Annotated in this window: 27 protein-coding genes; 17 read left to right on the top strand and 10 right to left on the bottom strand. The window is 51.2% G+C overall.

Annotated elements, in window-relative coordinates:
- The first annotated feature begins 42 nt into the window (after positions 1–42).
- From leuC to L3K52_08760, 9 genes are all read left to right on the top strand, one after another.
- A complete protein-coding gene (leuC, locus tag L3K52_08720) occupies positions 43–1446 on the top strand; it encodes a 3-isopropylmalate dehydratase large subunit (protein UOG93787.1) in 1404 nt (467 codons plus the stop codon).
- On the top strand, positions 1446–2081 hold the full coding sequence (gene leuD / locus L3K52_08725; GenBank protein ID UOG93788.1) for a 3-isopropylmalate dehydratase small subunit: 636 nt from the start codon (positions 1446–1448) through the stop codon (positions 2079–2081). Before leuC ends, leuD begins: the two co-directional genes overlap by 1 nt.
- 23 nt (positions 2082–2104) lie before the next feature.
- Positions 2105–3184: a 3-isopropylmalate dehydrogenase gene (gene leuB / locus L3K52_08730; protein ID UOG93789.1), complete on the top strand. Its 1080-nt coding sequence runs from the start codon at positions 2105–2107 to the stop codon at positions 3182–3184.
- A gap of 2 nt (positions 3185–3186) precedes the next feature.
- A complete protein-coding gene (locus L3K52_08735) occupies positions 3187–4209 on the top strand; it encodes an aspartate-semialdehyde dehydrogenase (protein UOG93790.1) in 1023 nt (340 codons plus the stop codon).
- A gap of 258 nt (positions 4210–4467) precedes the next feature.
- The gene (locus L3K52_08740) at positions 4468–7485 is read left to right on the top strand and encodes a hypothetical protein (GenBank protein UOG93791.1); all 3018 of its coding nucleotides are present in this window, start codon (positions 4468–4470) and stop codon (positions 7483–7485) included.
- A gap of 74 nt (positions 7486–7559) precedes the next feature.
- The gene (truA, locus tag L3K52_08745) at positions 7560–8342 is read left to right on the top strand and encodes a tRNA pseudouridine(38-40) synthase TruA (protein ID UOG93792.1); all 783 of its coding nucleotides are present in this window, start codon (positions 7560–7562) and stop codon (positions 8340–8342) included.
- Positions 8343–8440: 98 nt separating this feature from the next.
- The gene (locus tag L3K52_08750) at positions 8441–8752 is read left to right on the top strand and encodes an RDD family protein (protein ID UOG93793.1); all 312 of its coding nucleotides are present in this window, start codon (positions 8441–8443) and stop codon (positions 8750–8752) included.
- A gap of 84 nt (positions 8753–8836) precedes the next feature.
- Positions 8837–10006: a UbiH/UbiF/VisC/COQ6 family ubiquinone biosynthesis hydroxylase gene (locus L3K52_08755; GenBank protein UOG93794.1), complete on the top strand. Its 1170-nt coding sequence runs from the start codon at positions 8837–8839 to the stop codon at positions 10004–10006.
- A gap of 27 nt (positions 10007–10033) precedes the next feature.
- Complete coding sequence (locus L3K52_08760; protein UOG93795.1) at positions 10034–10939, top strand: alpha/beta hydrolase; 906 nt, start codon at positions 10034–10036, stop codon at positions 10937–10939.
- Here the strand turns inward: L3K52_08760 and L3K52_08765 are convergent, their stop codons facing one another.
- Complete coding sequence (locus L3K52_08765; GenBank protein ID UOG93796.1) at positions 10940–11512, bottom strand: hypothetical protein; 573 nt, start codon at positions 11510–11512, stop codon at positions 10940–10942.
- 114 nt (positions 11513–11626) lie between these two features.
- Here L3K52_08765 and L3K52_08770 point away from each other — a divergent pair, with 114 nt between their 5' ends.
- From L3K52_08770 to L3K52_08780, 3 genes are read left to right on the top strand one after another with little or no spacing between them, the layout of a single operon-like run.
- Positions 11627–12676 (top strand): hypothetical protein, encoded by a 1050-nt coding sequence (locus tag L3K52_08770; GenBank protein UOG93797.1) that lies wholly within the window; start codon positions 11627–11629, stop codon positions 12674–12676.
- Positions 12677–12715: 39 nt separating this feature from the next.
- Positions 12716–13051 (top strand): UPF0175 family protein, encoded by a 336-nt coding sequence (locus L3K52_08775; protein ID UOG93798.1) that lies wholly within the window; start codon positions 12716–12718, stop codon positions 13049–13051.
- On the top strand, positions 13039–13506 hold the full coding sequence (locus L3K52_08780) for a DUF3368 domain-containing protein (GenBank protein ID UOG93799.1): 468 nt from the start codon (positions 13039–13041) through the stop codon (positions 13504–13506). The genes L3K52_08775 and L3K52_08780 overlap by 13 nt, the downstream gene beginning before the upstream one ends.
- On the opposite strand, the gene L3K52_08785 is transcribed toward L3K52_08780, so the two are convergent.
- On the bottom strand, positions 13479–13667 hold the full coding sequence (locus tag L3K52_08785; GenBank protein ID UOG93800.1) for a type II toxin-antitoxin system VapB family antitoxin: 189 nt from the start codon (positions 13665–13667) through the stop codon (positions 13479–13481). The two genes, L3K52_08780 and L3K52_08785, sit on opposite strands and share 28 nt — an antisense overlap.
- 125 nt (positions 13668–13792) lie before the next feature.
- Between L3K52_08785 and L3K52_08790 the strand changes: the two genes are divergently transcribed.
- Both L3K52_08790 and L3K52_08795 read left to right on the top strand, forming a co-directional pair.
- A complete protein-coding gene (locus L3K52_08790; protein ID UOG93801.1) occupies positions 13793–15643 on the top strand; it encodes a site-specific DNA-methyltransferase in 1851 nt (616 codons plus the stop codon).
- Complete coding sequence (locus L3K52_08795) at positions 15604–15987, top strand: hypothetical protein (GenBank protein UOG93802.1); 384 nt, start codon at positions 15604–15606, stop codon at positions 15985–15987. Before L3K52_08790 ends, L3K52_08795 begins: the two co-directional genes overlap by 40 nt.
- Before the next feature lie 103 nt (positions 15988–16090).
- On the opposite strand, the gene L3K52_08800 is transcribed toward L3K52_08795, so the two are convergent.
- A complete protein-coding gene (locus tag L3K52_08800) occupies positions 16091–16414 on the bottom strand; it encodes a low molecular weight protein tyrosine phosphatase family protein (GenBank protein ID UOG93803.1) in 324 nt (107 codons plus the stop codon).
- Positions 16415–16430: 16 nt separating this feature from the next.
- Positions 16431–17561: a molecular chaperone DnaJ gene (locus L3K52_08805; protein ID UOG93804.1), complete on the bottom strand. Its 1131-nt coding sequence runs from the start codon at positions 17559–17561 to the stop codon at positions 16431–16433.
- A gap of 172 nt (positions 17562–17733) precedes the next feature.
- Between L3K52_08805 and L3K52_08810 the strand changes: the two genes are divergently transcribed.
- Positions 17734–18312 carry a 2OG-Fe(II) oxygenase gene (locus L3K52_08810; GenBank protein UOG93805.1) on the top strand — a complete coding sequence of 193 codons (579 nt, stop codon included), beginning with the start codon at positions 17734–17736 and terminating at the stop codon, positions 18310–18312.
- 4 nt (positions 18313–18316) lie between these two features.
- Here L3K52_08810 and L3K52_08815 read toward each other — a convergent pair whose 3' ends face one another.
- Positions 18317–18634 carry a hypothetical protein gene (locus L3K52_08815; GenBank protein UOG93806.1) on the bottom strand — a complete coding sequence of 106 codons (318 nt, stop codon included), beginning with the start codon at positions 18632–18634 and terminating at the stop codon, positions 18317–18319.
- A 66-nt stretch (positions 18635–18700) separates the two neighbouring features.
- Between L3K52_08815 and L3K52_08820 the strand changes: the two genes are divergently transcribed.
- Both L3K52_08820 and L3K52_08825 read left to right on the top strand, forming a co-directional pair.
- Complete coding sequence (locus L3K52_08820) at positions 18701–19369, top strand: Fe2+-dependent dioxygenase (GenBank protein ID UOG93807.1); 669 nt, start codon at positions 18701–18703, stop codon at positions 19367–19369.
- A gap of 123 nt (positions 19370–19492) precedes the next feature.
- Complete coding sequence (locus tag L3K52_08825) at positions 19493–20377, top strand: hypothetical protein (GenBank protein UOG93808.1); 885 nt, start codon at positions 19493–19495, stop codon at positions 20375–20377.
- A gap of 47 nt (positions 20378–20424) precedes the next feature.
- Here L3K52_08825 and L3K52_08830 read toward each other — a convergent pair whose 3' ends face one another.
- From L3K52_08830 to L3K52_08850, 5 genes are all read right to left on the bottom strand, one after another.
- On the bottom strand, positions 20425–20616 hold the full coding sequence (locus tag L3K52_08830; GenBank protein UOG93809.1) for a hypothetical protein: 192 nt from the start codon (positions 20614–20616) through the stop codon (positions 20425–20427).
- A gap of 87 nt (positions 20617–20703) precedes the next feature.
- Entirely contained in the window at positions 20704–21048 is a 345-nt protein-coding gene (locus L3K52_08835; GenBank protein ID UOG93810.1) for a TusE/DsrC/DsvC family sulfur relay protein, read from the bottom strand.
- Between the two features lie 102 nt (positions 21049–21150).
- Complete coding sequence (gene cas6 / locus L3K52_08840; GenBank protein ID UOG93811.1) at positions 21151–21840, bottom strand: type I-MYXAN CRISPR-associated protein Cas6/Cmx6; 690 nt, start codon at positions 21838–21840, stop codon at positions 21151–21153.
- A 5-nt stretch (positions 21841–21845) separates the two neighbouring features.
- Complete coding sequence (locus L3K52_08845) at positions 21846–22043, bottom strand: hypothetical protein (GenBank protein UOG93812.1); 198 nt, start codon at positions 22041–22043, stop codon at positions 21846–21848.
- Positions 22031–22936 (bottom strand): TauD/TfdA family dioxygenase, encoded by a 906-nt coding sequence (locus L3K52_08850; protein ID UOG93813.1) that lies wholly within the window; start codon positions 22934–22936, stop codon positions 22031–22033. The genes L3K52_08845 and L3K52_08850 overlap by 13 nt, the downstream gene beginning before the upstream one ends.
- Positions 22937–23114 lie beyond the last annotated feature (178 nt).

A 23114-nucleotide genomic window follows, 5' to 3' on the forward strand; every position in this document is an offset into this window, starting at 1 on the left:
GTGTAGTATGTTGCCCTTTTCCAACGGCAGTTTTGGGGATTTATGGCAGGCAAAACGCTCTACGATAAGGTCTGGGATGCGCACGTGGTGCGGCAAGAAGCCGACGGCACGGGCTTACTCTACATCGACCGTCACTTGGTTCACGAAGTCACCTCACCGCAAGCCTTTGAAGGGCTGCGTCTGGCTAACCGCCAACCCTGGCGCATTGCTTCGATGGTTGCTGTACCCGACCACAATACACCCACGATTGATCTGGACAAAGGGATCACTGACCCCGTTGCGCGTTTGCAAGTCGAAACGCTGGACGCGAATTGCCGCGCTTTTGGCATTACCGAATTCGCGATTGGCGACATCCGCCGTGGCATTGTCCACGTTATCGGCCCTGAGCAAGGCGCAACCTTGCCCGGCATGACCGTGGTTTGCGGCGATTCGCACACCTCCACCCACGGCGCATTCGGCGCATTGGCGCACGGCATCGGCACATCCGAAGTCGAACACGTTATGGCAACCCAATGCCTCATCCAGAAAAAGATGAAAAACATGCTGATCAGCGTGGATGGCAAAGTCGGTGCAGGCGTGACCGCCAAAGACATCGTGCTGGCTATCATCGGTGAAATCGGCACGGCGGGCGGCACAGGTTACGCCATCGAATTCGGCGGCGAAGCCATCCGCGATTTGTCGATGGAAGGGCGCATGACCGTGTGCAATATGGCTATCGAAGGCGGCGCACGCGCTGGCATGATTGCGGTCGATGACACCACCATCAATTACGTCAAAGGTCGCCCGTATTCCCCGAAAGCTGAAGATTGGGAAGCTGCCGTTGCCGCATGGCAAGACCTGCATTCCGATGCGGACGCAGTATTTGATCGCGTGATTCGTCTGGATGCAGCCAGCATCCAGCCGCAAGTCACATGGGGAACATCCCCCGAAATGGTATTGCCAGTCGATGGCAAAACGCCTGATCCCGCCAACGAAACCGATCCCGTCAAAGCCAGTGGCATCCGCGCCGCGCTCAAATACATGGGCTTGGAAGCGAATATGCCGATTACTGACGTGCAAATCGACAAAGTATTCATCGGCTCATGCACCAATTCGCGCATTGAAGATTTACGCGCTGCGGCGGAAGTCGCCAAAGGCCGCAAAGTCGCTGCGAATGTGAAACTGGCAATGGTTGTTCCCGGCTCTGGCTTGGTCAAACAGCAGGCGGAAAGCGAAGGCTTGGACAAAATCTTCATCGAAGCAGGGTTTGAATGGCGTGCGCCGGGCTGTTCCATGTGCCTTGCGATGAATGCCGATCGCCTCGAACCGGGCGAACGCTGCGCTTCCACCTCCAACCGCAATTTTGAAGGGCGGCAAGGGCAGGGCGGACGTACCCATCTGGTCAGCCCCGCAATGGCAGCGGCGGCGGCAGTGACAGGTCATTTCGCGGATGTGAGGACGCTCTAATGGAAAAATTTACTGTACACACTGGCTTGGTTATCCCGTTGGATCGTTCCAACGTCGATACCGATGCGATTATTCCCAAGCAATATTTGAAATCCATCCAGCGCACTGGCTTTGGCCCCACGCTGTTTGACGACTGGCGTTACCTTGAGCCGGGCGAACCGGGCATGGATCACAGCAAACGCACCCCAAATCCCGATTTTGTGCTGAATGCGCCGCGTTATGCGGGTGCTTCCGTGCTGTTGGCGCGTGAAAACTTCGGCTGTGGTTCGTCGCGGGAACACGCGGTATGGGCGTTGACCGATTACGGCATTCGGGCGGTGATTGCGCCGAGTTACGCGGATATTTTCTTCAACAACAGTTTCAAGAATGGCTTGTTGCCGTTGACCTTGCCTGCTGAGGTGATTGATCAGTTGTTCGTTGAGGCGCAAGCCAGCGAAGGCTATCAGCTCACTGTGAATCTGGAAGCGCAGCAAGTGGTCACGCCAAGCGGGGCAGCGTTCGCGTTCAGCATTGACGAGTTCCGCAAGTATTGCCTGCTGAACGGGTTGGATGATATTGGGCTGACGCTGCAACACGCTGATGATATTCGGGCGTATGAGGCAAAGCGTAAGCAAGTCGCGCCTTGGTTATTTTAAGATTTGATTTGGGTTAGATGGTTATGATACACAAAATTTTAGTATTGCCCGGTGACGGCATTGGCCCGGAAATCGTGGCAGAAGCGGTTAAAGTCCTCAACGTTTTCACCGCTGAAGGCAATCTGTCGGTAGAGTTGGAATACGCCAATATCGGCGGTATCGCTTATGATAAAGAAGGGCAACCGTACCCCGATTCCACCCGTGCATTGGCACAAAAAGCCGATGCGATTTTGCTCGGTGCAGTCGGCGGCCCCCAATACGACGCATTGGATCGCCCATTGCGCCCTGAACGCGGTTTGCTGGCAATTCGTGCTGACTTAGGTTTGTTTGCCAACCTGCGCCCTGCAATTCTGTACGAAGAACTCGCATCCGCGTCCACCCTGAAACCGGAAGTGGTGGCAGGTCTGGATATTATGATCGTGCGCGAACTGACCGGCGGCATCTACTTCGGTCAACCACGCGGCATTCGGGTGTTGGAAAACGGTGAACGCCAAGGCTTCAACTCCGCCACTTACACCGAATCCGAAATCGAGCGCATTGCCCGCGTCGGCTTTGAAACCGCGATGAAACGTAACAAACGCCTGTGTTCCGTTGACAAAGCCAACGTCCTGGAAGTCTGCGAACTGTGGCGCGAAATCGTCGAAAAGGTTGGCAAGGAATACCCCGAAGTTGAACTCAGCCACATGTACGTCGATAACGCGGCGATGCAATTGGTACGTGCGCCCAAGCAGTTTGACGTAATTGTGACCAGCAACCTGTTCGGTGACGTGCTGTCAGACGCGGCGGCAATGCTGACCGGCTCTATCGGCATGTTGCCGTCTGCTTCCCTGAATTCTTCTGCGTGCGGCTTGTACGAACCGATCCACGGTTCTGCACCCGATATCGCAGGCAAAGGCATCGCCAATCCGTTGGCAACCATTCTGTCCGTGGCAATGTTGCTGCGTTACAGCCTCAATCGTCCAGAACTGGCTGAGCGCATTGAGCGGGCAGTGAAAACAGTGCTGGCATCAGGCGTGCGCACCGGCGACATTTATACCGAGGGTTGCCAAAACATTGGCACGGCGGCAATGGGTGACGTGGTTGTTGCGGCTTTACAAGGGTAATCATGGCTAAGACTTATAATGTAGCAGTTGTCGGAACCGGCAGTCTGGTTGGTGAAGCCATACTGGACTTGCTGGCAAAACGTAAATTTCCAATTGGCAAAATATACGCGCTGGAATTTGCCACCGATGGCGAACAATACGTCGATTTCGGCAATAAAACGCTGGATATTGAATCGGTCGAAGATTTCGATTTTTCCAGCGTGCAATTGGTTTTATTTGCCAGCACTGAAACGGTGGCGGCAGATTATGTGCCAAAAGCGGTGGCTGCTGGTTGCATTGTTATTGATGACAGCGCCTATTTTCGCTTTGATGCGGATATACCGTTGGTCGTACCAGAGGTGAATCCAGCCGCGCTTGCGGGGTATAAGCAACGTGGGATTATTGCGAACCCCGGCAGTATGGTGAGCCAAATGCTGGTGGCGTTAAAACCCTTGCATGATGCTGCGGAAATTACCCGCATTAACGTGGCGACGTATCAGGCTGTTTCTGGCACGGGGCGCGCGGGTATTAATGAGTTGGCGCATCAAACCGCGCAATTACTCAATGCCCGTCCGGTCGAACCGGAGCTGTATGCCAAACAAATTGCCTTCAATCTCTTTCCACATATTGGCGCGTTTCAGGAAAACGGCTATACCTGGGAAGAAATGAAGATGGTGCAGGAAACCCGTAAAATCATGGATTTGCCGGAGCTTGGGGTGAATCCAACAGCGGTGCGTGTACCCGTGTTTTTTGGTCATGCAGCGGCTATTCATATTGAAACGCAGCGCAAGCTGACGGCGGCTGAAGCAACCGCGTTGCTCAGTCAAGCGGCTGGCGTTGAAGTGTTGGATGAACGTCAAGATGGTGGGTATCCAACCCCTGTCACCGAGGCCGTTAATAGCGATGTGGTTTATGTTAGCCGTATCCGTGAAGACATTTCGTGCACGTCTGGTTTAGATTTGTGGGTGGTTGCTGATAATGTCCGTAAAGGTGCTGCGTTAAATAGTGTGCAAATTGCCGAAATATTAGTACGCGATTATATATAGGTGTGGTTAAGCGGGAATTAATTCACTGTTGCCCACAATGACTGGCAGATACGGTTTGATGTTAGCATCTTCCTAAAGGCTTGTATCGGGGCAACATTGCTGAGCATAATGTACTAATATAAAGTTTCAGCGTTAAGCAACAACAACCAGAATCGCTATTCATCTACAATAATTAAAGGCCAAAAAAGGTTATGCGGGCGATGAATCAGGGATGCCATATTCTTATACAGATAAAGAATCAATTGAAGGGGAATTGCAGTGAATAAACAAGCCTTGAGCTTAGCTATATTCATCGCCGGAGCTTATCCTGCGGCTTCCAGCGCTTTGGGGCTTGGAGACATTGAATCCAACTCTCACATGAATCAGCCGCTACGCGCAAAAATTGACTTATTGTCTGCTGCCCCGGCAGATGCCAGTCAAATTCAAGTTCGTTTAGCCCCACCTGAAGTATTCAACCGGGTGGGTGTCGCGCGTCCTGACTTTCTGGGCAGTTTGCGTTTTACGCCGACGGTGCAAGGCGGTAAGCCGGTCATTCTGGTGTCATCCGATGCGCCGATTCAGGAACCCTTCGTTAATTTCCTGTTGGAAGTCAGTTGGCCACAAGGCCAGTTGCTTAAAGAGTACACGATTGCACTGGATCCACCCGTAGTGATGCAGCCGGGTAATACCCTGGCAGGTGAAGCGGCGGTGCGAGCAGAGCCTAAAGCAGCGGGCACGGTGAATCGTCAAGCGCCTGCGCCCAGCGTTAGTCAAGCCGCGCCGCAGCAACAGGCAGCGGCTCCAGCGCGAAACCGTACTTACCGGGTTAAATCGGGTGACACATTATTCCGGGTTGCTTCGCGTCTCCAGCGTTCTGGGGTAAGCAATGACCAGATGATGATGGCTTTATTCCGTGCCAATCCGGGGGCATTTGTTGATAAAAACATCAACAACCTCCGCGCCGGTGCCGTCATGAAGGCCCCCAGCAATGGTGATATTAAAGCCGTGTCGCAAGCGGAAGCGCGTCGCCAGATTCGCCAACAAAACGCCGAATGGCGCGAATTGAGAAAATCGCTGGCAGGCAATACCTTGCCGCAACAAGCTTCGGCTAAACCCACCGCAAAGCAGCCAGACCAAAAAGCAGCGCCTGCTGAAACCTCCAATAAGCCAGCCAATAACGCCACCGATAAAGCGCGTTTGGAAGTATTGGGCGCAAAAGCCGGGCAAACGGCAGCCAATAACGCGGCGGTAGCGGCGGGCAGCGCTAAACTGGCAGAAATCGAAAAGCAATTGTCATTGGCAAACGAATCATTGGCAGCTCGCCAAAATGAGAACAATGAACTCAAATCGCGGGTAACTGACCTTGAATCCATGCTGAGCAAGAAAAATCGCTTGCTGGCATTGCGTGATACACAGCTTGCGGATTTGCAAAAACAATTATCAGCGAATGGTGTGCAAGTCGCGCCTATCACCGATACCGTTGCGCCGACCGAAGGGCAACCCGTTGCGATGACGCCAGACCAAGGCAAAGACATTCAGACACACATGGCGAATGCTGCCGGTCAAGACAACAACACGGTATTGAGAACTGAACCACCGGCAGCGGTGCCTCCTGTGGTTAATACCGCCACGCCGCCTGCAACCGAGACGCGCCCAACACCGCCAGCGAATGGCAATGCAAATCCGGTACCGTTGAAACCTGCCGTTGTCCCGGTCACACCAGTGCCGAAACCGGCGCCCAAAGTCGCGCCGGTGTTTGCAGATCAAACCAGTGACAGCAGTGATTTATTGAGTTTGTTGACTTCGCCGCTGGCGTTAAAAATTGGTGCAGGCTCGCTTGCCTTGTTGTTATTACTCTGGTTGTTAGGGCGTCGGCGTAAACCGGATAATGCGAATCAAACGAATAATCGCGTGGCTAATTTGGATGATGATTTCGACCCGCCGGTGGAAAACGAAGCATTAACTCTCGGTTCGCTGGAACGTGAACTGGAACGCGCTGAGAAAAGTTCCAACACCAAAATGGGCAATGTCAGCACACAACATGCGCACGACCCGTTTGGGTTGGACATGGGCGATGATGAAATGCACGGTGCGGTGGCTTCCTCCGCGTCCGCTGAGCAAGGCGAAGACGATTGCCTGACCGAAGCGAATGTTTACATTGCTTACGGCCTGTACCAACAAGCCGAAAGTGAGCTGAAAAAATGCATTGAGCGTTTCCCTGAAAAGTTGGAATACCGCCACAAGTTGTTGGAATGCTATTTCGTGGCGAATAATCGCGATTCCTTTGACAATCACGCGCAACAGTTCGCACTGATGCAAGGTGCTGGTCGGGATGCCTTGTGGCAATCGGTTGCCGAATGGGGGCGCAAGATTAGCCCGGACAACCGTTTGTATCAGGGCAATGGTCATGCGGCTGATATGCCTTCGGTGGCGGCAACCGTAGCGACGGCATTAGGCGGGGTTGCGGCGGCAACGGCTGGCGTGGCGTTAGCAAAATCGGATGAGGCGATTAACCTTCCAGCGGTAGAGCTGCCCCAAGCGTTGGATCATGCCGCGCCACCTGAATTGCCGGAAGATGACTTTAGCGATCTGGATTTGGGCGAACTGGATTTCGATGACATTGATCTTGATAAGCTGTTGCACGACACTGACGATGGCGATACCGAGACGCCAGTGCAGCCTTTACCTGCCCTTGAATTGCCGGATGTAACCGACAATGTGACGCATGAAGTTCAGGATGCACTGCCTGAACAAGACGATTTTGAGTTGGAAGATTTAGATGATAACTTCGATCTGGATTTCGACTTGGATACAGAAGCTACTTCGCCAACGGTTAAGCCTCAGCCGCACGCAATTCAATCAGATGATGATTTAGACGATCTGTTGGATTTTGATCTTGATGAGTTTGACAGCAACACGACGCTGGCAACACCGCCCGCAGCGGCTGTGACTGAAACGCCAACCGTAGCGGCGTCGAGCGCCACGCATTTGAACCTGCATCTGGACAATGAAACCGGCATCGGGCGCATTTTGCCGAAAGACACTTTCTACGCGCCCATCAGCGACGAAGACAAGGATTGGTTAGGCGATATTGATGATGCGCTGTCATTCCTCGACTTCCCGGATGAGGAAATCGACCTGCACGAAGCGCATATCAGCACCAAGCTGGATCTTGCCCGCGCTTATCTGGATATGGGCGACATTGAAGGCGCTCGCAGTACCTTGGAAGAAGTCATGGTCGAAGGCAACGACGATCAACGCCGCGAAGCCGAAGTCTTGCTGCACCAGACGGGTTGAGGAATCCTCACATTCACGTTATAAAGGCCGGTTAATCCGGCCTTTTGTGTTTTTACTGCCTTGAGATGAGTGTCATGAAATTTGCAGCCTGTATTGAATACGATGGAAGCCCTTTTTTCGGCTGGCAGCGCTTGAGCCACGGGCCGACAGTACAAGGCAATGTTGAAAAAGCGCTGTCTACGGTAGCGGCGGAACCGATTGCGGTGGTGTGTGCGGGGCGTACTGATTCGGGTGTCCACGGCATTGGGCAAATCATTCACTTTGAAACCAACGCGCAGCGCCCTTTGCGCGGTTGGGTGTTTGGCACGAATGCGCATTTGCCGGATGGGGTGGCGATGCGTTGGATTCAGCCGGTCGCGGATGATTTTCACGCGCGGTTTTCGGCACGTTCGCGGCGTTACCGTTACATTATTCTCAATCGGCAGGCGCGTCCTGCGCTGTTGCAGCAACGGGTGTGTTGGCAGCATGGCGCGTTGGATGCTGAACTGATGCATGAAGCGGCGCAAGCGTTGTTGGGGGAACAGGATTTTTCCAGTTTCCGCGCGGCGGGTTGTCAAGCGAACCACCCCATGCGTGAGATGCTGGAAATCAGTGTGCAGCGTGACGGTGAGTTCATTTACCTCGATTTGGTGGCAAATGCGTTTTTGCATCACATGGTACGCAATATCGCGGGTTCCTTGCTGATGGTGGGGGCGGGAGAGCGCCCGGTAGCGTGGATGGCGGAATTACTGGCGCAACGCAATCGTGCTTTGGCGGGGATGACAGCACCTGCGTCTGGCTTATATTTTGTGCATGTGGATTATCCTGAACGCTTTGGCTTAGCCTCGGATTATTGCTTGCCCCGTTTCATCTTTTAAATAAATTGATCAATGGATTAGCATTTTCGTCAGCAGGTTGAAATGCAACCGCTATACTTAATGGTTGTAGTATTGCGAGGTGACAAGGAGTGTCATTTATGAAAATTAGCCATCAACTTACCCCACCTGCCAAAGGTTACTTCATGTCGCATGTGCGCCAACCCGGTTATCAACACTGGGGAATGCGCGTGTTGGCATTGGCGTTTGATTTGCTGTTGATCAGCATCTTACTGATGTTTGTATTGTTATTTGTGTTTGGGCAAACCTGGCTGTTGTATCACGCTTCTTATGATAGCAGTGCTTTGCACGGCGCATTGGTCGTCGTACCGTTGACGTATTTCCTTGGGTTTTGGGGATTAGTGGGAGCTACCCCCGGCAAATTATTGCTGTGGCCTTGGTTGGTGGAATAACCCGCCAATTTGCCCTGAATCTGTATTTCCTGCCCCTGCTTTGCTGTAGTCTTGTGGTTGAATAAACTTAGAAGGATGAAGGCGATGCAGGTGCAATACGATGTCATCATTGCGGGTGGCGGTATGGTCGGTGCAATACTGGCCTGTTTATTGGGCAAGGCGGGCAAGCGTGTTGCCGTACTTGAAGCGCATTCTCCCACCGTATTTTCCCCCGAAGACCCTTATGATTTGCGTGTCTCGGCGCTGAGCCGTGCATCGCAGCGGGCGTTGCTTGATGCAGGTGCATGGGAGGGTATTGCTGCCCGCCGTGCGTTTCCTTACGAAGTCATGTGCGTGTGGGATGCTACCGGAACCGGCGAAATTCGTTTCGATGCGGCAGATCTGGGCGAACCCGATCTTGGGCATATCGTGGAAAATCGGGTGATCCAACTGGCGTTGCTGGATACGCTGCAAACCTTGGAGAGCGTGGATTGGTATTGCCCCGATAAGCTCGCAACGCTGGTGGTGGATGAGCAACGCGTGACCGCCACCTTGCAGAGCGGTCAAATCTTGCAAGCGCCATTGCTGGTGGGGGCGGATGGGGCGCAATCCAAAGTTCGCGAACTGGCGGGCATTGGCATCTCCACCCAAGACTACGGGCAAAAAGGTTTGGTGTGTGTGGCGCAAACCGACTTGCCGCATCAATTTACCGCTTGGCAACGTTTTATGCCGAGTGGCCCGGTCGCATTCCTACCCTTGGCGGAAGGTTTTTGTTCGATTGTGTGGACATTACCGGCGGATCAGGCGGATGCGATGTTGCGCTTGTCAGACAGTGATTTTTGCCGTGAATTAAGCCAAGCGCTGGATTACCGTTTGGGTGAAGTGACTGCCGTGGGCGAACGCGCGGCGGTGTCGTTGCGGGGGCGTCATGCGGATTGTTACAGCCAAGAACGGGTAGTGTTGGTGGGCGATGCGGCGCACACAATTCATCCATTAGCGGGGCAGGGCGTGAATTTGGGCATCAAAGATGCGCTGGAATTGGTGGCGCAAATTCGTCACGCTACGGGCGATTGCGGCAGCCCCAAGGTTTTGCGGGCTTACGAACGGGCGCGGCGCGGTGACAATATCCTGACGCAAAAAGCGATGGAAGGTTTCCGGCTGCTGTTTGGCAATACCTTGACCCCTTGGAAAATCCTGCGAAATTCAGGGTTGACTGTCGTGAATCGCATGGGCTTTCTAAAATACGAAATGGCAAAACGTGCCATGGGCATTTGAAAATACTACATAACCTTGGAGGATGACATGAAATTACTGACTCGCGTTACCAGTACGGTAGCCTTTTCGTTGTTGGCTGCGGTGGCAACGTTGCAAGCGGATGAAGTGACCGTTAAGCAAGGTGATCTTGAATTGCGTGCTGACCTGACCTTGGCAGAAGGCAAAACCGCGAAAGACGGCGTGATTATGCTGCTGCATGGCACACTGGCACACAATAAAATGGAAATCATGCAGTCCCTGAGCGATTTGCTGCAAGAAAAAGGTTACAACACCCTGAACGTCAACTTGAGTTATGCGCTGGATAAACGTCCCTCCGAAATGTTGGATTGCACCATCGAACACAAGCACAAGCATGAAGATGCGGTGGCGGAACTCGATACCTGGATGAATTGGCTGAAAGCGCAGGGCGCAAGCAAGGTTGCGGTGTTAGGGCATTCACGCGGTGGCAACCAGGTGGCGTGGTATGCGTCTGAAAAAGATTCCGACTTGCTGGAAAAAGTGATTGCGGTTGCGCCTGCCACGGCTGATGCGGATAAAAGCAGCAAAGAGTACGAGGAGCGCTACAAAAAGCCCTTGGCTGACATTATGACTGAAGCGACTAAACTGGCGGGCGACGGTAAGGGCGCAGACATGATGGCGCTGCCCGGTTTCGTGTATTGCGAAAACGCCAAAGCAGCGGCGGATAGCGTGGTGTCTTACTACAAAGATGACGAGCGCAAGAATACCCCCAGCCTGTTACCCAAAATCAAAAAGCCGATGCTGATTGTGATGGGTTCGGCGGATGAAGTGGTGGCAGATTTACCTGCTAAGCTGGAAAGCGTTAAGCAGGATAATCTGACCGTGGAAACGGTCGACGGCGCCGACCATTTCTTTATGGATTTGTACGCCGATGAGTTGGCAGACAAGGTTGCTACTTTCGTTGATTGGAAGTAGTTATTTGTGGCTTTCCAACATCCCCAAGCGGGTGAGGACTTTTTTGTAGGTGCCGAGCATTTCGGGCATCAGGGTGCGCTGGATATAGTCCAGCACCCACTTGCGGTCACGTGGCCCTACGGCTTCGGCGATGAAGTTGCCGAACGCTAGGCTCATCGAAAAGCCGGGTTCTTGCCCGACTTTTCCCCACGTCGTAGCGGCGTAATCTTCCATGCGCTGGTTTAATTTGTTGATGAACGGGTTGCGGTAATCGCCGGGGCCGCCGAAGTCGCGGGCGTTGTCTTGCACATGATCGGCAATTTTCAGCGCGAACATCGTGATCAGGGCAGCACGGTCTTCGTCATTTAAGATGTCGTGGGCGATGCGGTCGAGGACGTGAATCATGAAGGCCATAATTTCTTCCATGATCATCACGCGCTGCATTTGGGTGTCGGTCTGGAAATTCTCGTTTTCGATTTCTACCAGGGTTTGCATCCCGATTTTCCAGGTATTAAACGCCAGCACACTGACGGTATCTTCCAGCGAAACTTCACGTTCCTGCTTATTCCACTTGGTTTTCAGACGTATGCGCACAGGGATTCCTCTCTCAAAGCTAAAACAGTGGAGCATTATAAGGGTAGCGGATGCGGGAATGCGAATGGTGGGGTGAATCTTGCTATTATCGGGTAAAACGAACGAGGTAGGTTTATGCACACACAGCATCATGATTTGATTCAAACCATCCAACGCAATTGCCACATTGCCGACGCACGCCACGCGGGTGATTATACCTTGTGCGTGTACCTGTTGAAAATGCGCGAATTTTACCGCTGGGAAAAAGGCATTCGTCTCAGCGATGTGGTGATTAGCGATGACGTGGGCGAATGGCTTACCCAGCGTGAAGCGGTATGGGATGCGTTGGATGAGCAAGATTACGCGCCGTTATCGCTGAATGGCAGCGGCGAACACGATCCGTTTGCCAATGAAACAATCAATGCTGCGTTGAATAGTGCGGGCTTGGTCTACAGCGCAGGTTATGGTCGGCGTTGCCGCCCGCTGTTTTTCTTGGCGGAATTGGAGCAAGTGATCGAGCAAGACGATTACACCTTGTTGGTAGCGGGGCGCGAACTGGCGCGGGATGTGGAAGCGCCACCTGCGATGAATCAAGGCAAGCACGTTTTTATCCGCCGGGAATCCTTGCGCCGCATGTTGTGGGAAAAGGTCGATGAATGGCGTTGGAGCGGTTTGGATAACCCAATGGGGCGGGCGCTGGCGCACTACGATTTCGATGCGGATGTGGAAACGGCGTTGGATGCGATGGCGGCGGCTGAAATCCAAACGGTGATTGCGCACGAAATCGGCGAAGTGAAAGCGGGGCAAGCATTGGGTGATGCGGAATGGCAAACGATGTTGTTTGCGCTGCCGCCGTCGCACGCTGACATTATGTTGCGGGCGGTGCGCGATTTGTTGGCGGATTGTTTGCATACTTTGCCGGAATTGCTGGCGCGGGGGAATGCGGCTTCCATCCATTTCTACTTCGGCAATTTGTCGGCGATGCGTAAGAAACTCGCGCCGCAGTTAGTGGCGGCGTATCAGCATTGGCATGAGACGGGCGATGCGGAGCAGATTGCGGCGTATGCCAAGTGGGGGCGCGAGCATTGGGCAACGGTTGGGCGTGAGGCGTTGGCGGTGTTTCAGGCTAAGGGTGTGGCGGCGTTGGCGGAGATTGAGGCGATGGTATCTTGCGTGGACTCATAGCGTGGACTACACTGGGTCAAATACTTTAGGAATGCCGCTATGTACGCTACCAATGTCCGTGAACTCAAAAAAAATCCTTCACTGGCATTACGCCATGCCCGTGAAGCCCCCGTGTTGGTGTTAAAAGGGGATGAGCCTGACGCACTGTTGATACATCTGGATAAAACTCTCAGTGACACTACGACCGGTTTGCGCCCGGCACTCGCTGCCAGTTTGTTTCGTGATGGTTTGATGTCATTAGGCAAAGCAACTCGGATCAGCGGCTTAAACATGGGTGCTTTCATCAAGCATTTGGGAAGTCTGGGGATTGAGATTGCTCGACCTGATGAAACTACCGCCCACGAAACCCAAGATTTGTCTGCATGGCTGTCATAATTAGCGATACCAGCCCGTTATTGGCATTTGCGGGCATTCATCAGCTAACGATTCTGCAACAACTGTTTAAAACGGTGTGGATACCGCAGGCGGTTTGGCAGGAATCTCAAGCGCACAGCGACGACGCTGCTCAACAAATTGCTACCGCTTTGCAACAAGGATGGCTGCAAGTGATGACAGTACCCCCGCCACAGGATTTTCCGGTGAGTCTCGGTGAAGGGGAGCAAGAAGCTATGCAGCTTGCTATCACCAACCCTAGTGCCTTGCTTATTATGGATGATCGGCTGGCACGACGCGAAGCTTTGCAACGCAAGTTGGCATTTGTCGGTACGGTGAAAGTGTTATGGATAGCAGAGCAGCGGCATTTGATAAGTGATGCAGCCGTGCTGTTAGATGCGATGGCGGCAAATGGCTATTACTTGTCGCGTCAATTATTGGAGAAAATCAGTAGGTGAGAGGTTAGGAACGTGCATGAAATAGATTCCCAATCTTTGTAGGAGCCAGCTCTGCTGGCGATTCGCTTGCTTTCACGTAGCAGGGCGGTTGTTTCGGTGATTCCTGTCAGTTCAGAGGCTTGGCGGAGCAAGTCATCATCAAGATTTAGCGTGGTACGCATAGCAGTCTTCCTTCTATCAGCATTAGCCTATGCCTTATTTGATGCGTGAACAGCTTGCTTAACACGCATGTATCAGACTTTGGTACACTCTAGCTGTCCTGACTTACACAAGATAATGAATTCGCATGAGCAAATACGACCACCTGAGCAAAGAACAACTGATTGCCTTGTTGGAAAAGCGTGACCGTACCCGCAAATTGGGTTTGGTGTGGGAACATAACGAATTGGAAGTCGAAAATGCGCTAAACGACGATTTTGTGCTGATGGATTTGCTCCCAGAATGGTCGTGTGGGCAAACGCCTTACCGCAACTTGCTGATTGAGGGCGATAACTTTGATGCGTTGCGCTACTTGCGCATGACGTTTCAGGGGCGCGTTAAGTGCATTTACATCGATCCACCGTACAATACGGGTAACAAAGATTTTATTTATAATGACCGCTTCGTGGATCAGGACGACATTTATCGGCATTCTGTGTGGTTAGAATATTTGTTTGTACGACTGACTCTTGTTAAGGATTTGCTGCGTGATGATGGCGTTATCCTTGTTTCGATTAACGACGATAACCAAGCTTTGCTCGACATGTTGATGCGCCAAGTTTTCACGGAAGGAATGCGGGTTGGGTCGTTGGTTTGGCGCAGCCGAGCGGGTTCAAACGATATTAAAGGCGCTGGTGTTTCTATCAATCAAGAATACGTATTGGTTTACGCTAATCCAAAATTCAGCATGAATGGATTAGATCGTACTTTTGCAGCCTATAAAAACCCCGACAAAGACCCTGACGGTGCATGGCGCATGTTCCCAATGGAGTGCAACAAAACATTCGTTGAGCGCCCTAATCTTTACTACCCTATCCACGATGCCGCGAATGATGTGTGGTATCCGGCAAACCCTGATCAAGTTTGGCGCTGGAGTCTTGAGCGTACTCATGCGGCAATTAAAGCAGGTGAAATTACTTTCCCCTGTCGCGGTTGGATGGCGTTTGATAACAAAAATGAGCTTATTGCGGCCATACGAGAAAAACGTGTTCCATCCAGTACCAACGGGACATCATTCCTATTTGAGGATATGCCTGACTTGGATTTTTGGGTTGGGAAGAAAATTGGCATTGGTAAGCCGCAACGTAAAAAATATGCCAGTGAATTCGGTGACAGCCGCACACCATTTAATAGCTTTATTCTGCCAAACTCGGAGATTATTGAAGATGAAATATCCGTTGGAGGGGCCGATGAGGGTGCTAGAGCTTTGCGCTCTATCATGGGTAAAAATGTATTTTCTTATCCCAAGCCGCCAAGTCTTATTCGATTGCTAATTGAACAATGCACATCCAACAATGGCTCTGACATTGTATTAGATTTTTTTGCTGGCTCTGGCACAACCGCGCAAGCGGTTTTAGAACAAAACCACATAGACAATGGTAACAGACAGTTCATTTTGGTTTCCAGCACGGAAAAAACGGATAAAGAGCCAGAGAAAAATGTGTGTCGGGATGTGTGTGCCCAACGGTTGCGCCGCGTGATTGAAGGTTACAGCGTCGGTAAACAAAACGTGACTGGGTTAGGTGGTTCGTTTGCGTATTTACAGGCGGTCAAGATTGCGCAAAGTCACCTCCAAACCGACATTCGGCATGACCAAATTTGGTTTGCCCTGCAATTGCTCACGTTTGATGCGGTTGAACCTTTTGATGCGGATAAAACAATCCATTGCGTCGAAACAGATCAACACCGAATGTTGTACTTGCAGCAATCCACGCCGGACATCATTGAGCAAGCCAATACCTTATTGCAAGGTGATACTAAACCCACCACACTTTACACATGGCAACGCAACGGCGTGATGCAGCGCATCCCTTTTGAGTATGTGACGGTTGAGCAAATCCCGGATTATTTGATTGAGCGGTTTGCCAAGGGGCAGGGTTTGCGCCTTTTTCCGGGGTCGTGGCGCAAACCAGCAGCGTTATCCGTACCGAGTTTCTGAATTTGCGTCTCAAAGCCCTTGCTAATGAGCGTTTTATCGAAAACTTGCGTTCTGGGGATGCCTTTGTTGGCACATGGGGTAGCGTTGCGGTTTCCAACAAGGAAAGTCGCAAAAGTCGGACAACCACCGAAACCCAATTGGGATTGGATGAATTGCTGCAAGCCGTCCGTGCGGATGGTTATTTTATCGGTTGTGTGATTGATGAAGCCCATCATGGGTTTAAGTCACAAACCCAAGCCTTTGCTTTTTATAATGATCACCTGAAACCGGATGCCACTATCCTTTGTACCGCTACTCCTAAAGACCGCGATATTGAAACGTTCAAAAAGCTGGCAGGTATATGACAGCAAGCGGGAGAAGAATATTTTAGGGCAGGTTCTGGATTTTGAAATGATGGAAAGGTACTGATTTCTCAAGTTTGAGGGAGATTGAAATGTTAGCAGTCATTTATCTGAGAAACGCACCCACTTTCGCTTCCAGCAGCCTGACCAATTCCGGCTGCATATAGTCGTAATCATCAGGAATATCCAAACAAATAACCCGCTTGCCATTCAGGTGAGCCTTAAACTGCTTCGATAGCTTGTTGCGGTGGGCTTTTTCCATCACGAAAATCAGTGTTGCCCATTCGATTTGTTCGACAGATAAGCGCACGTCGGCATCATTGCCCAGCCCCGCAGAATCCGTTTCCACATTTGCCCAGCTAGAAAAAACCTGTTCAGCAGTCGGGCTGCGCAAGCGGTTTTGGGTACAGATGAAGAGGGCGCGGATCATTGCAGGTTACTCATGATTAACGAAACGGCGGAAATCCATCAAAAAAGGGGTCAAATTCTGGCTGTGGCAGCCGGAAACCTTTCAGCCATGACTTTAGGTTTTTCACGTCTTTAAGTAGCCGCAAATCTTGCTGAATACGCTTGATTTCCGTCTGCAACGTTCGGACATCTTCTTTAATCATCATCACCAAACGCTTGGGTGACAGGGGTTCAAACGGTGGCAGGTGCAGCATCATGCGGATTTGGTCTTCTTTCAGCATGACTTCTTCTTGTAATTCAGCCAGTTGGTCACTGAGGACTTTGTTGTAATGCTTGAGGCGCTCGGCACTTAGGCTGCTGAGTTTGCTTTGGTCGATTTGCTCAACCGCAAGTTGGAGTTCCAGCAGTTTCAGCAAATCTTTACCCGCGTAAGCGACCGTGACTTCCTGCATGAGTTCGGTTTTGCGCTCGCGTTCTACCGGGTCTTGTTCGCGGTCGGGGTGCAGAGCACTGGTGAGTTGGCGGTAAACAGCTTGAATGGATTTGCTGACATTGGCGGCTTCTTCTGCTTCCTGCGCTTCTTTGGCTAATTGTTTGGCGGACTTTTTGCGCTGAGGTTGCTCAGTAGCAGCGGCTTCGGCTTCGCGTTGTTTGACTTTTTCAAATAGGCGTTCTGCGGTGGCTTGTGGATTATTGGGGTCGAATTCGTCAGGGTCTAACTCAACACCAAACTCGTTTTCGAGCATGGATTTCATGAAGGCGTTTGCCTGCGCTTGTTCTTCCGCTGCTTCGGTATCGTAGTCACTGGCAGTGTACTTATTGTACATGGCTTTCAGCTCAGCACTGTCGGCCTCTCTGAGCAATGCTTCGCAGAGCTCTGTAATCAAGTGCGTGAGTTTTTCTTGTTGCAGTTTATTGAACTTATTCGCCGTAAATTGCTGATCCAGCAGGTGTGCCATTGCGGTTTGTTGTTCACGCATGGTTTGTTTTAATGGTTCTAGCTTGTCGATGGCATCGGTGCGGCAGCGCTCGAAGGTTTCTTGCCATTCCGCGAGTAGTTGTTTCTGCGCGTCAATTTTTTTAATCAGGGTGTTGAATTTCTTTTGCGCGGGCGATAGCGACGCTTGAGTGGGCGCGGTTTTAATGTGGACAACTTTCTTCATGGGCATGAGGTCTTCCTGACAAGGTTTTGCGGTAAGTGTGGCATTAGGGGTGGCTTTGTTCCAGCAAAAAACTGACCAATGCGGAGATTTTGCGTCCGCACTGTGGTGAATATGGCAGGTATAGGCGGAGTCGCGTAAAATTTAAAAATGATTTCTAAATGTATGCGTGGGTTGTGTGATGCGTGAATTAGCGCCGAATTCGTTTGTTTTTGAAAAGCGCGATGCGTTGCCGGGGTTTTTGTGCGACAACATGGTAGCACGTTTTGAGCAGAATCTAGCCGACCAATACGCCGGACGCATCGGTCAAGACATGGGCAGTAACCAAAGTGTGAAAAAAACCACTGATATTTTCGTTAGTGGCGACGATAAACCGCATTGGAAAGATGTGGATAATAATTTGCACCGTTCTCTGGCATTGGCGTTACGTGAATTTCGCGAGACTTTTCCGTATTTCCAAGGCTCGTTTAAGGACATGGGCTACAATTTACAACGTTATCAGCCGGGCGAGTATTACCATTGGCACATTGACGGTGGCAGCCACCAATTCGCAATGCGCCAATTGGTGGCTTTGTGGTATTTAAACGATGTGCCGGTGGCGGCAGGTGGCGCGACCGATTTCTTGTTTCAGCAACTGAGCGTGCAGCCGGAAAAAGGCAAATTGGTATTGTTTCCGCCATTCTGGACACACGAGCACCGTGCCGGGTTGATGAAATCGGGGGCAAAATACATTGCGACGACTTGGGTCATTTTCGCGTGAAACTTTAGAGCAATTCATGCCCTTGCATGTCACCTTCGGTATTCATGTGAACTTCGCGTATTTGCGGCATCCGTTTGAGGATGTAAGCCGCCATGAGTGTGCCGCTTTTTTGGTTGCCGTTGGAAAGAGCGGTAAGAATTTTATCGGCTACGATCTGGCAGCGCTGTTCTTGATCCGGCTTATCTACCCACTTGCGGCTCATTTGGTAGCCTTTACTCATGTCCTGATCCATCTGCGCGAAAAAATCTTCGCCTTCCGCCAACATAAAATCCGGCACGTCAATATCGCGGGTGGTGTCGTTGATTTGTATCCGTAATTGCATCACTCTTTAACCTATGCTTCTGTCTTGCGGGCAGATTACCCGATTCTAGCTTTGAAAGGAAATGCCATGCTCCTACTGATTAAAAATGTCCTTGATGCGCAACGTGTGAAAGAAGTGCAGGAGTTGCTTGCCACGGGTGAATTCGTGGATGGGCGCTTTTCGGCGGGGATGGAGGCGGCAAAAGTGAAATACAACCAAGAGCTTTCCCCGAATAGCCCGTTGCACCGGCGTTTGAATGCGATGGTGATGTCGCCGTTGGTACAACACGCGGAATATCAGGCGGCGGTAATGCCGTTACGGGTGGCGACGGCGTTTTATGCACGTTATTTGCCGGGAATGACGTATGGTTTTCACGTGGATGATCCGGTCATGGGGCCCATGTCGGGGCGTTACCGTACCGATGTGTCCACCACCGTCTTTCTCAACGACGATTACGAGGGTGGTGAGATCGTCATCCGTACCGCTTATGGGGAAGAAAAAATACGCGGGGAAGCCGGTGATGCGGTGGTGTATGATTCTGGCAGTTGGCACAAAGTCGCGGAAGTGACCAAAGGCATCCGCTTAGTGGCGGTGACGTGGGCGCAAAGTTTGGTGAAAGACCCGCAGCAACGTGAGTTGCTCTATCAATTAGCCAAAGCTCGCGCAAGCGTGATTGCAAAGTTGCCTCAGTCCGATGAGGCCGCCAGCATTAGCACCGTGCATATTAATTTGCTACGGATGTGGAGCGAAGTGTAACGGCTGACGCTACCCTACCGCTAAGCAGGAAAATTTCATTCTTTATCCGGGACGCAGTTTGCCTCCTGGTTTTTTTAGCGGAAAAAGGGGAAGTAAAGTAGATGCGTTTACAAGGAGTTTTGCATGGGGCAATTAGTGATTAAAAGAGTGCCGTGGTGGAGAAGTCACGCTAAACATCTGGTGATATGGGGGCCAATCGCTGCTGTGCAAGCCAGCACTTTGGCAGGTTTGGGTTATTTCTATCAGCGCCTTAATGCATTGGAAGCAACTGAAATGCTGCCACCTGCTCCCTCTGTTTTAGCCAGCACTTTGCAAGACGTTAAGACTCAGCGTGTGCTGCGCACCCGTCGTATCCCTTTGCCGCCGCCGCCCGTGATTGCATCTGCTTCGATAATGCCTGCTCCTGTTGTATTGAATCGTTCAACTATCGCCGCTTCTTCACGGGTGGGGCAAGATTTTTCCACGGCATCAGTGCCGCGTTCGGTTGTAGCAAAGCGCAAAGCAGTATTGAAACCGAAGCAGGTGGTTAAGACCGTTAAGGTTGCCAAACTCAGTGACGCTGAGCGCGTTGCGCAAGCTAACCGCGACAATGTTTTCAATGAGCAGGTATCGAGCAATAATAACCCTCTGTTTGTGACACAAGTTCAACACAATGCGGCAGTGGCAGAACCTGTGGCAATGCCTGAGGAGATACAACGCGGCAAACCGCTGCCGGTAGGCATCGTTGTGTGGGTTTACATAGGAGAGTTGCGTGAACAAGGCTGGCATGGTCAGCGTTTACATCTGGCATCCAACAGTGGTTTACCTATTGTGGGCGAACAATATCGCACTCAAAAAATCCACGGCATCTACGATCAACCTTATGGCAGCCGTACAATGGGAGGCTTTCAAAAAGGTGATCTCGTCAGTATTTTAGAGGTGCGTCACGAATCAAATTTTGGCGTATGGGCTCAAGTACGCAAGGTGCGTTCGGTAGGCAAGCCCGGATGTCTTGAGTGCACTCAATAAAAAAAGCCGCTGAGTAGCGGCTTTTACATGTCAAAAGCTGTAACAGCTTACTTCCAGAAATTTGCTTCTTTAGAAGCCATTTCACGGACTTCGTTAGCCAATTCTTGATAACGCTCACGGTAAGATTTCCACTCACCAACGTAGTATTCTTCAGCACTGAATGCGCCCGACTGTTCGTAAGCCGTGAATTTTGCCTGCATTTCAATCATTTCGCTGATCAGCTCTTGCTTAGTGCTCATGTCCGATGCCTCTCTAAATTAATCAATTCCTGACAACAGGATAAACGGATTCACCTAAAAGGGGGAATACCCCCTTTCGGGTAATAATCAATAGCCGCCTTTGCGGTTAGTTGCTGGCAGACCTGCCACTTTCAAACCTTGCTTGCTAGGGGCGCGTGGAAACAGGGTGTACATGTCTTTACTGGTTAATTTTTTATCGCCCCATTGCTCAGCCATCGCCTTTTGAATAATGCGTTCCATTGGCTGTGTACCGCCATTATTAATGTATTGGTCACGCAGGTAATTCAGAACATCCCAGTGACGTTCAGTCAACTCGCCAATGCCTTCTTCAGCAGCAATTACTTTGGCAACTTCTTCGTTCCAATCGTTCAGGTCTACCAAATAGCCTGCTTCGGTGGTTTCGATGGTTGTACCATTTACTTCGTAAGCCATGTTTTGTTCCTCATGCATTCGATGAAATTCTTGACCGCAAAATTATACGAAAAAGCGGTGCATCTCCTATTCCTCAAAAGGGATAGGGTAAAAGGTGCATTACTATTCCGTTGGTTTTAGGGTTTTGATGCCTTTGTGCGGCATAAACAGCCCGCAACCCAGTTTGCGTCCTTCACCCAGACCGTATTGTTGCAAGCGGATTGAGGGGGCGCTATCCAAGTCAGCGATCATTAAATGCCGAGTATGCAATACCTTATCTGGCGTGCGTAATGTATGACTTTTGCCGCATAACATCTTTTTTACTTTGAAATCAGCAACCCGTTTCACTTCTGTCGCCATGCGCTGCAAAAAGCTATTTTCGTCTTCCGCCTCATCCGATAACACATACCGCGCAAAAATGACCGAGGTGTGTACGAACGGCTTTTCTTTCATATCCCGTAAGTCGATCGCGTAGCCGTTCACATCCAGCGTTGTGCCGGACAGTGCCTGCGTTGCGAAGATGCGTGATTTGGGAATGCGTAAAAACATTCGCGTGCGCCGCGACGGTAGCAGGAATTGGTTGGCGGCATCATCCGGGCGTTCCCAGCCATTGCCACTTTCGGCAACGTGAATCGGGTGAACTCCCGCGACGATTTCATCGGCAAACCACGGCAGGGCTTGCTGAACGGCTTGTGCCAGATCCCACGCATGATCCAACGGCAATTGCTTGCACGCAATGGCGAAACTCACGTCCAGCACGTCATCGGGTGCTTGATAGGGGAGGGTTTTATCCTCGTCTTCCTGCCAAAACATATCGCTCACCTCGCCGACGAAAAAGTGATTTCCAACTGGTCGTACCAATCGTCAGGACGGTCTTTGTAGCCGGGTGGCTCAATATCAATCTGGAAAAAGATCGAGCCGGTTTCCAACGCGCGTTGCTGCACGATTTGCTTTAGTTCCTCGAAGTTGCTGATCTTGTCGCCGTCTACCATCAAAATTTGGCTTAAACTGAGCATAGGGTCTCCTTGGGTTCTGCGACCCGATTAAAATAACGCCCACGGTATAGCAAGCGGGTTTGTGTCGGGTCGTCGCTGTCTTTAAATGCGGTGCGGCAGTGCAACACGTTGTTGCACAACAAGCCTTCGCCCGCCTGCAATGTGTACCTTATTTTGTAAGGTGAGTCCTGTTGCCATAAATTCAATAGGAAATCGGCGGCTTCGCGTGTCATCGGGTCATCGCGCCAGATCACATTGCGCTGGCGGGCAGAATAGCGCATGTGCAAATGCCCCGCAGCGGTGACGCTAAACACGGGGCCGGATTGTTCGGGGCGAATGCTTTCCCCGTTCAATACATTGGCAGGAATCGTGAAGGCATTCGGGTGCATCAAGGCGTGAATGTAATCAGGGTTAGCATCGCGCAATAAAATGTAGGCAATTTCATGATCCAGCAACCAGCTTTCACCGCCTTCGAGTGCAGGTTGGACACAATGCAGCAACATGCCGTGAATTTGTGCTTCGGGCAAGTTGTAGTAACCATCGGTATGCCAGCTCAGTGGTTTATTGGTGTAGGGAATGTAATCGTGTTGCCCCGCGTGTGCGGTAACGTGCAGTGACGTGAGGCTATCTTCATCCGCGCACAAATTGCTATCCAGCCGCAACAAGCCCACTTTTTGCCCTAAACGGTGGACGTGACGCTTGCTGCGCCCGTCGCCTTGCACAAAATGGTACAGCGCGAGATTGTGCTCACGGCAAATCTGTTGAAGTTGCGCTATTTCGGTCTCGCTAGGGTTTTCAGGGTCTTCAATCGTCGTCATCAACGCTTCCGGCCGCAATGGGTAAGCCGCTAATTTTTTATCGCGCCATGCTTGATAGTGCGTTAACGCCTTGATATTGAAAGGAGAGTTGTGCATGTTGCAGACCTCGGCAAAGACGGATAGTTCGTATAGCTATTTGCAATATTAAAAAATCTGAATATGCTATTGTACCTCCGGTGCTGGACTATTTTTGATTATGTGAGGTGCCTATCCCCTTAGGGATACAGCATGGAATCAGCTAACACCCCATGGGTGAGATTCTATGATGCAGGCA

It is taken from the genome of Candidatus Thiothrix sulfatifontis (genome assembly GCA_022828425.1).
In the GTDB taxonomy this organism is placed as follows: domain Bacteria; phylum Pseudomonadota; class Gammaproteobacteria; order Thiotrichales; family Thiotrichaceae; genus Thiothrix; species Thiothrix sulfatifontis.

Excerpts from the sequence above, each read along its gene's own strand:
- L3K52_08770 (UOG93797.1), top strand. The coding sequence starts at position 11,627 with ATGCACACACAGCATCATGATTTGATTCAAACCATCCAACGCAATTGC.
- L3K52_08845 (UOG93812.1), bottom strand. The coding sequence starts at position 22,043 with ATGCTCAGTTTAAGCCAAATTTTGATGGTAGACGGCGACAAGATCAGC.
- L3K52_08835 (UOG93810.1), bottom strand. The coding sequence starts at position 21,048 with ATGGCTTACGAAGTAAATGGTACAACCATCGAAACCACCGAAGCAGGC.
- L3K52_08800 (UOG93803.1), bottom strand. The coding sequence starts at position 16,414 with ATGATCCGCGCCCTCTTCATCTGTACCCAAAACCGCTTGCGCAGCCCG.
- L3K52_08760 (UOG93795.1), top strand. The coding sequence starts at position 10,034 with ATGAAATTACTGACTCGCGTTACCAGTACGGTAGCCTTTTCGTTGTTG.
- L3K52_08810 (UOG93805.1), top strand. The coding sequence starts at position 17,734 with ATGCGTGAATTAGCGCCGAATTCGTTTGTTTTTGAAAAGCGCGATGCG.
- L3K52_08750 (UOG93793.1), top strand. The coding sequence starts at position 8,441 with ATGAAAATTAGCCATCAACTTACCCCACCTGCCAAAGGTTACTTCATG.
- L3K52_08775 (UOG93798.1), top strand. The coding sequence starts at position 12,716 with ATGTACGCTACCAATGTCCGTGAACTCAAAAAAAATCCTTCACTGGCA.
- L3K52_08755 (UOG93794.1), top strand. The coding sequence starts at position 8,837 with ATGCAGGTGCAATACGATGTCATCATTGCGGGTGGCGGTATGGTCGGT.
- L3K52_08790 (UOG93801.1), top strand. The coding sequence starts at position 13,793 with ATGAGCAAATACGACCACCTGAGCAAAGAACAACTGATTGCCTTGTTG.
- leuD (UOG93788.1), top strand. The coding sequence starts at position 1,446 with ATGGAAAAATTTACTGTACACACTGGCTTGGTTATCCCGTTGGATCGT.
- L3K52_08820 (UOG93807.1), top strand. The coding sequence starts at position 18,701 with ATGCTCCTACTGATTAAAAATGTCCTTGATGCGCAACGTGTGAAAGAA.
- L3K52_08785 (UOG93800.1), bottom strand. The coding sequence starts at position 13,667 with ATGCGTACCACGCTAAATCTTGATGATGACTTGCTCCGCCAAGCCTCT.
- L3K52_08805 (UOG93804.1), bottom strand. The coding sequence starts at position 17,561 with ATGCCCATGAAGAAAGTTGTCCACATTAAAACCGCGCCCACTCAAGCG.
- L3K52_08815 (UOG93806.1), bottom strand. The coding sequence starts at position 18,634 with ATGCAATTACGGATACAAATCAACGACACCACCCGCGATATTGACGTG.
- L3K52_08735 (UOG93790.1), top strand. The coding sequence starts at position 3,187 with ATGGCTAAGACTTATAATGTAGCAGTTGTCGGAACCGGCAGTCTGGTT.
- leuB (UOG93789.1), top strand. The coding sequence starts at position 2,105 with ATGATACACAAAATTTTAGTATTGCCCGGTGACGGCATTGGCCCGGAA.
- L3K52_08825 (UOG93808.1), top strand. The coding sequence starts at position 19,493 with ATGGGGCAATTAGTGATTAAAAGAGTGCCGTGGTGGAGAAGTCACGCT.
- L3K52_08850 (UOG93813.1), bottom strand. The coding sequence starts at position 22,936 with ATGCACAACTCTCCTTTCAATATCAAGGCGTTAACGCACTATCAAGCA.
- L3K52_08830 (UOG93809.1), bottom strand. The coding sequence starts at position 20,616 with ATGAGCACTAAGCAAGAGCTGATCAGCGAAATGATTGAAATGCAGGCA.
- leuC (UOG93787.1), top strand. The coding sequence starts at position 43 with ATGGCAGGCAAAACGCTCTACGATAAGGTCTGGGATGCGCACGTGGTG.
- truA (UOG93792.1), top strand. The coding sequence starts at position 7,560 with ATGAAATTTGCAGCCTGTATTGAATACGATGGAAGCCCTTTTTTCGGC.
- L3K52_08780 (UOG93799.1), top strand. The coding sequence starts at position 13,039 with ATGGCTGTCATAATTAGCGATACCAGCCCGTTATTGGCATTTGCGGGC.
- cas6 (UOG93811.1), bottom strand. The coding sequence starts at position 21,840 with ATGTTTTGGCAGGAAGACGAGGATAAAACCCTCCCCTATCAAGCACCC.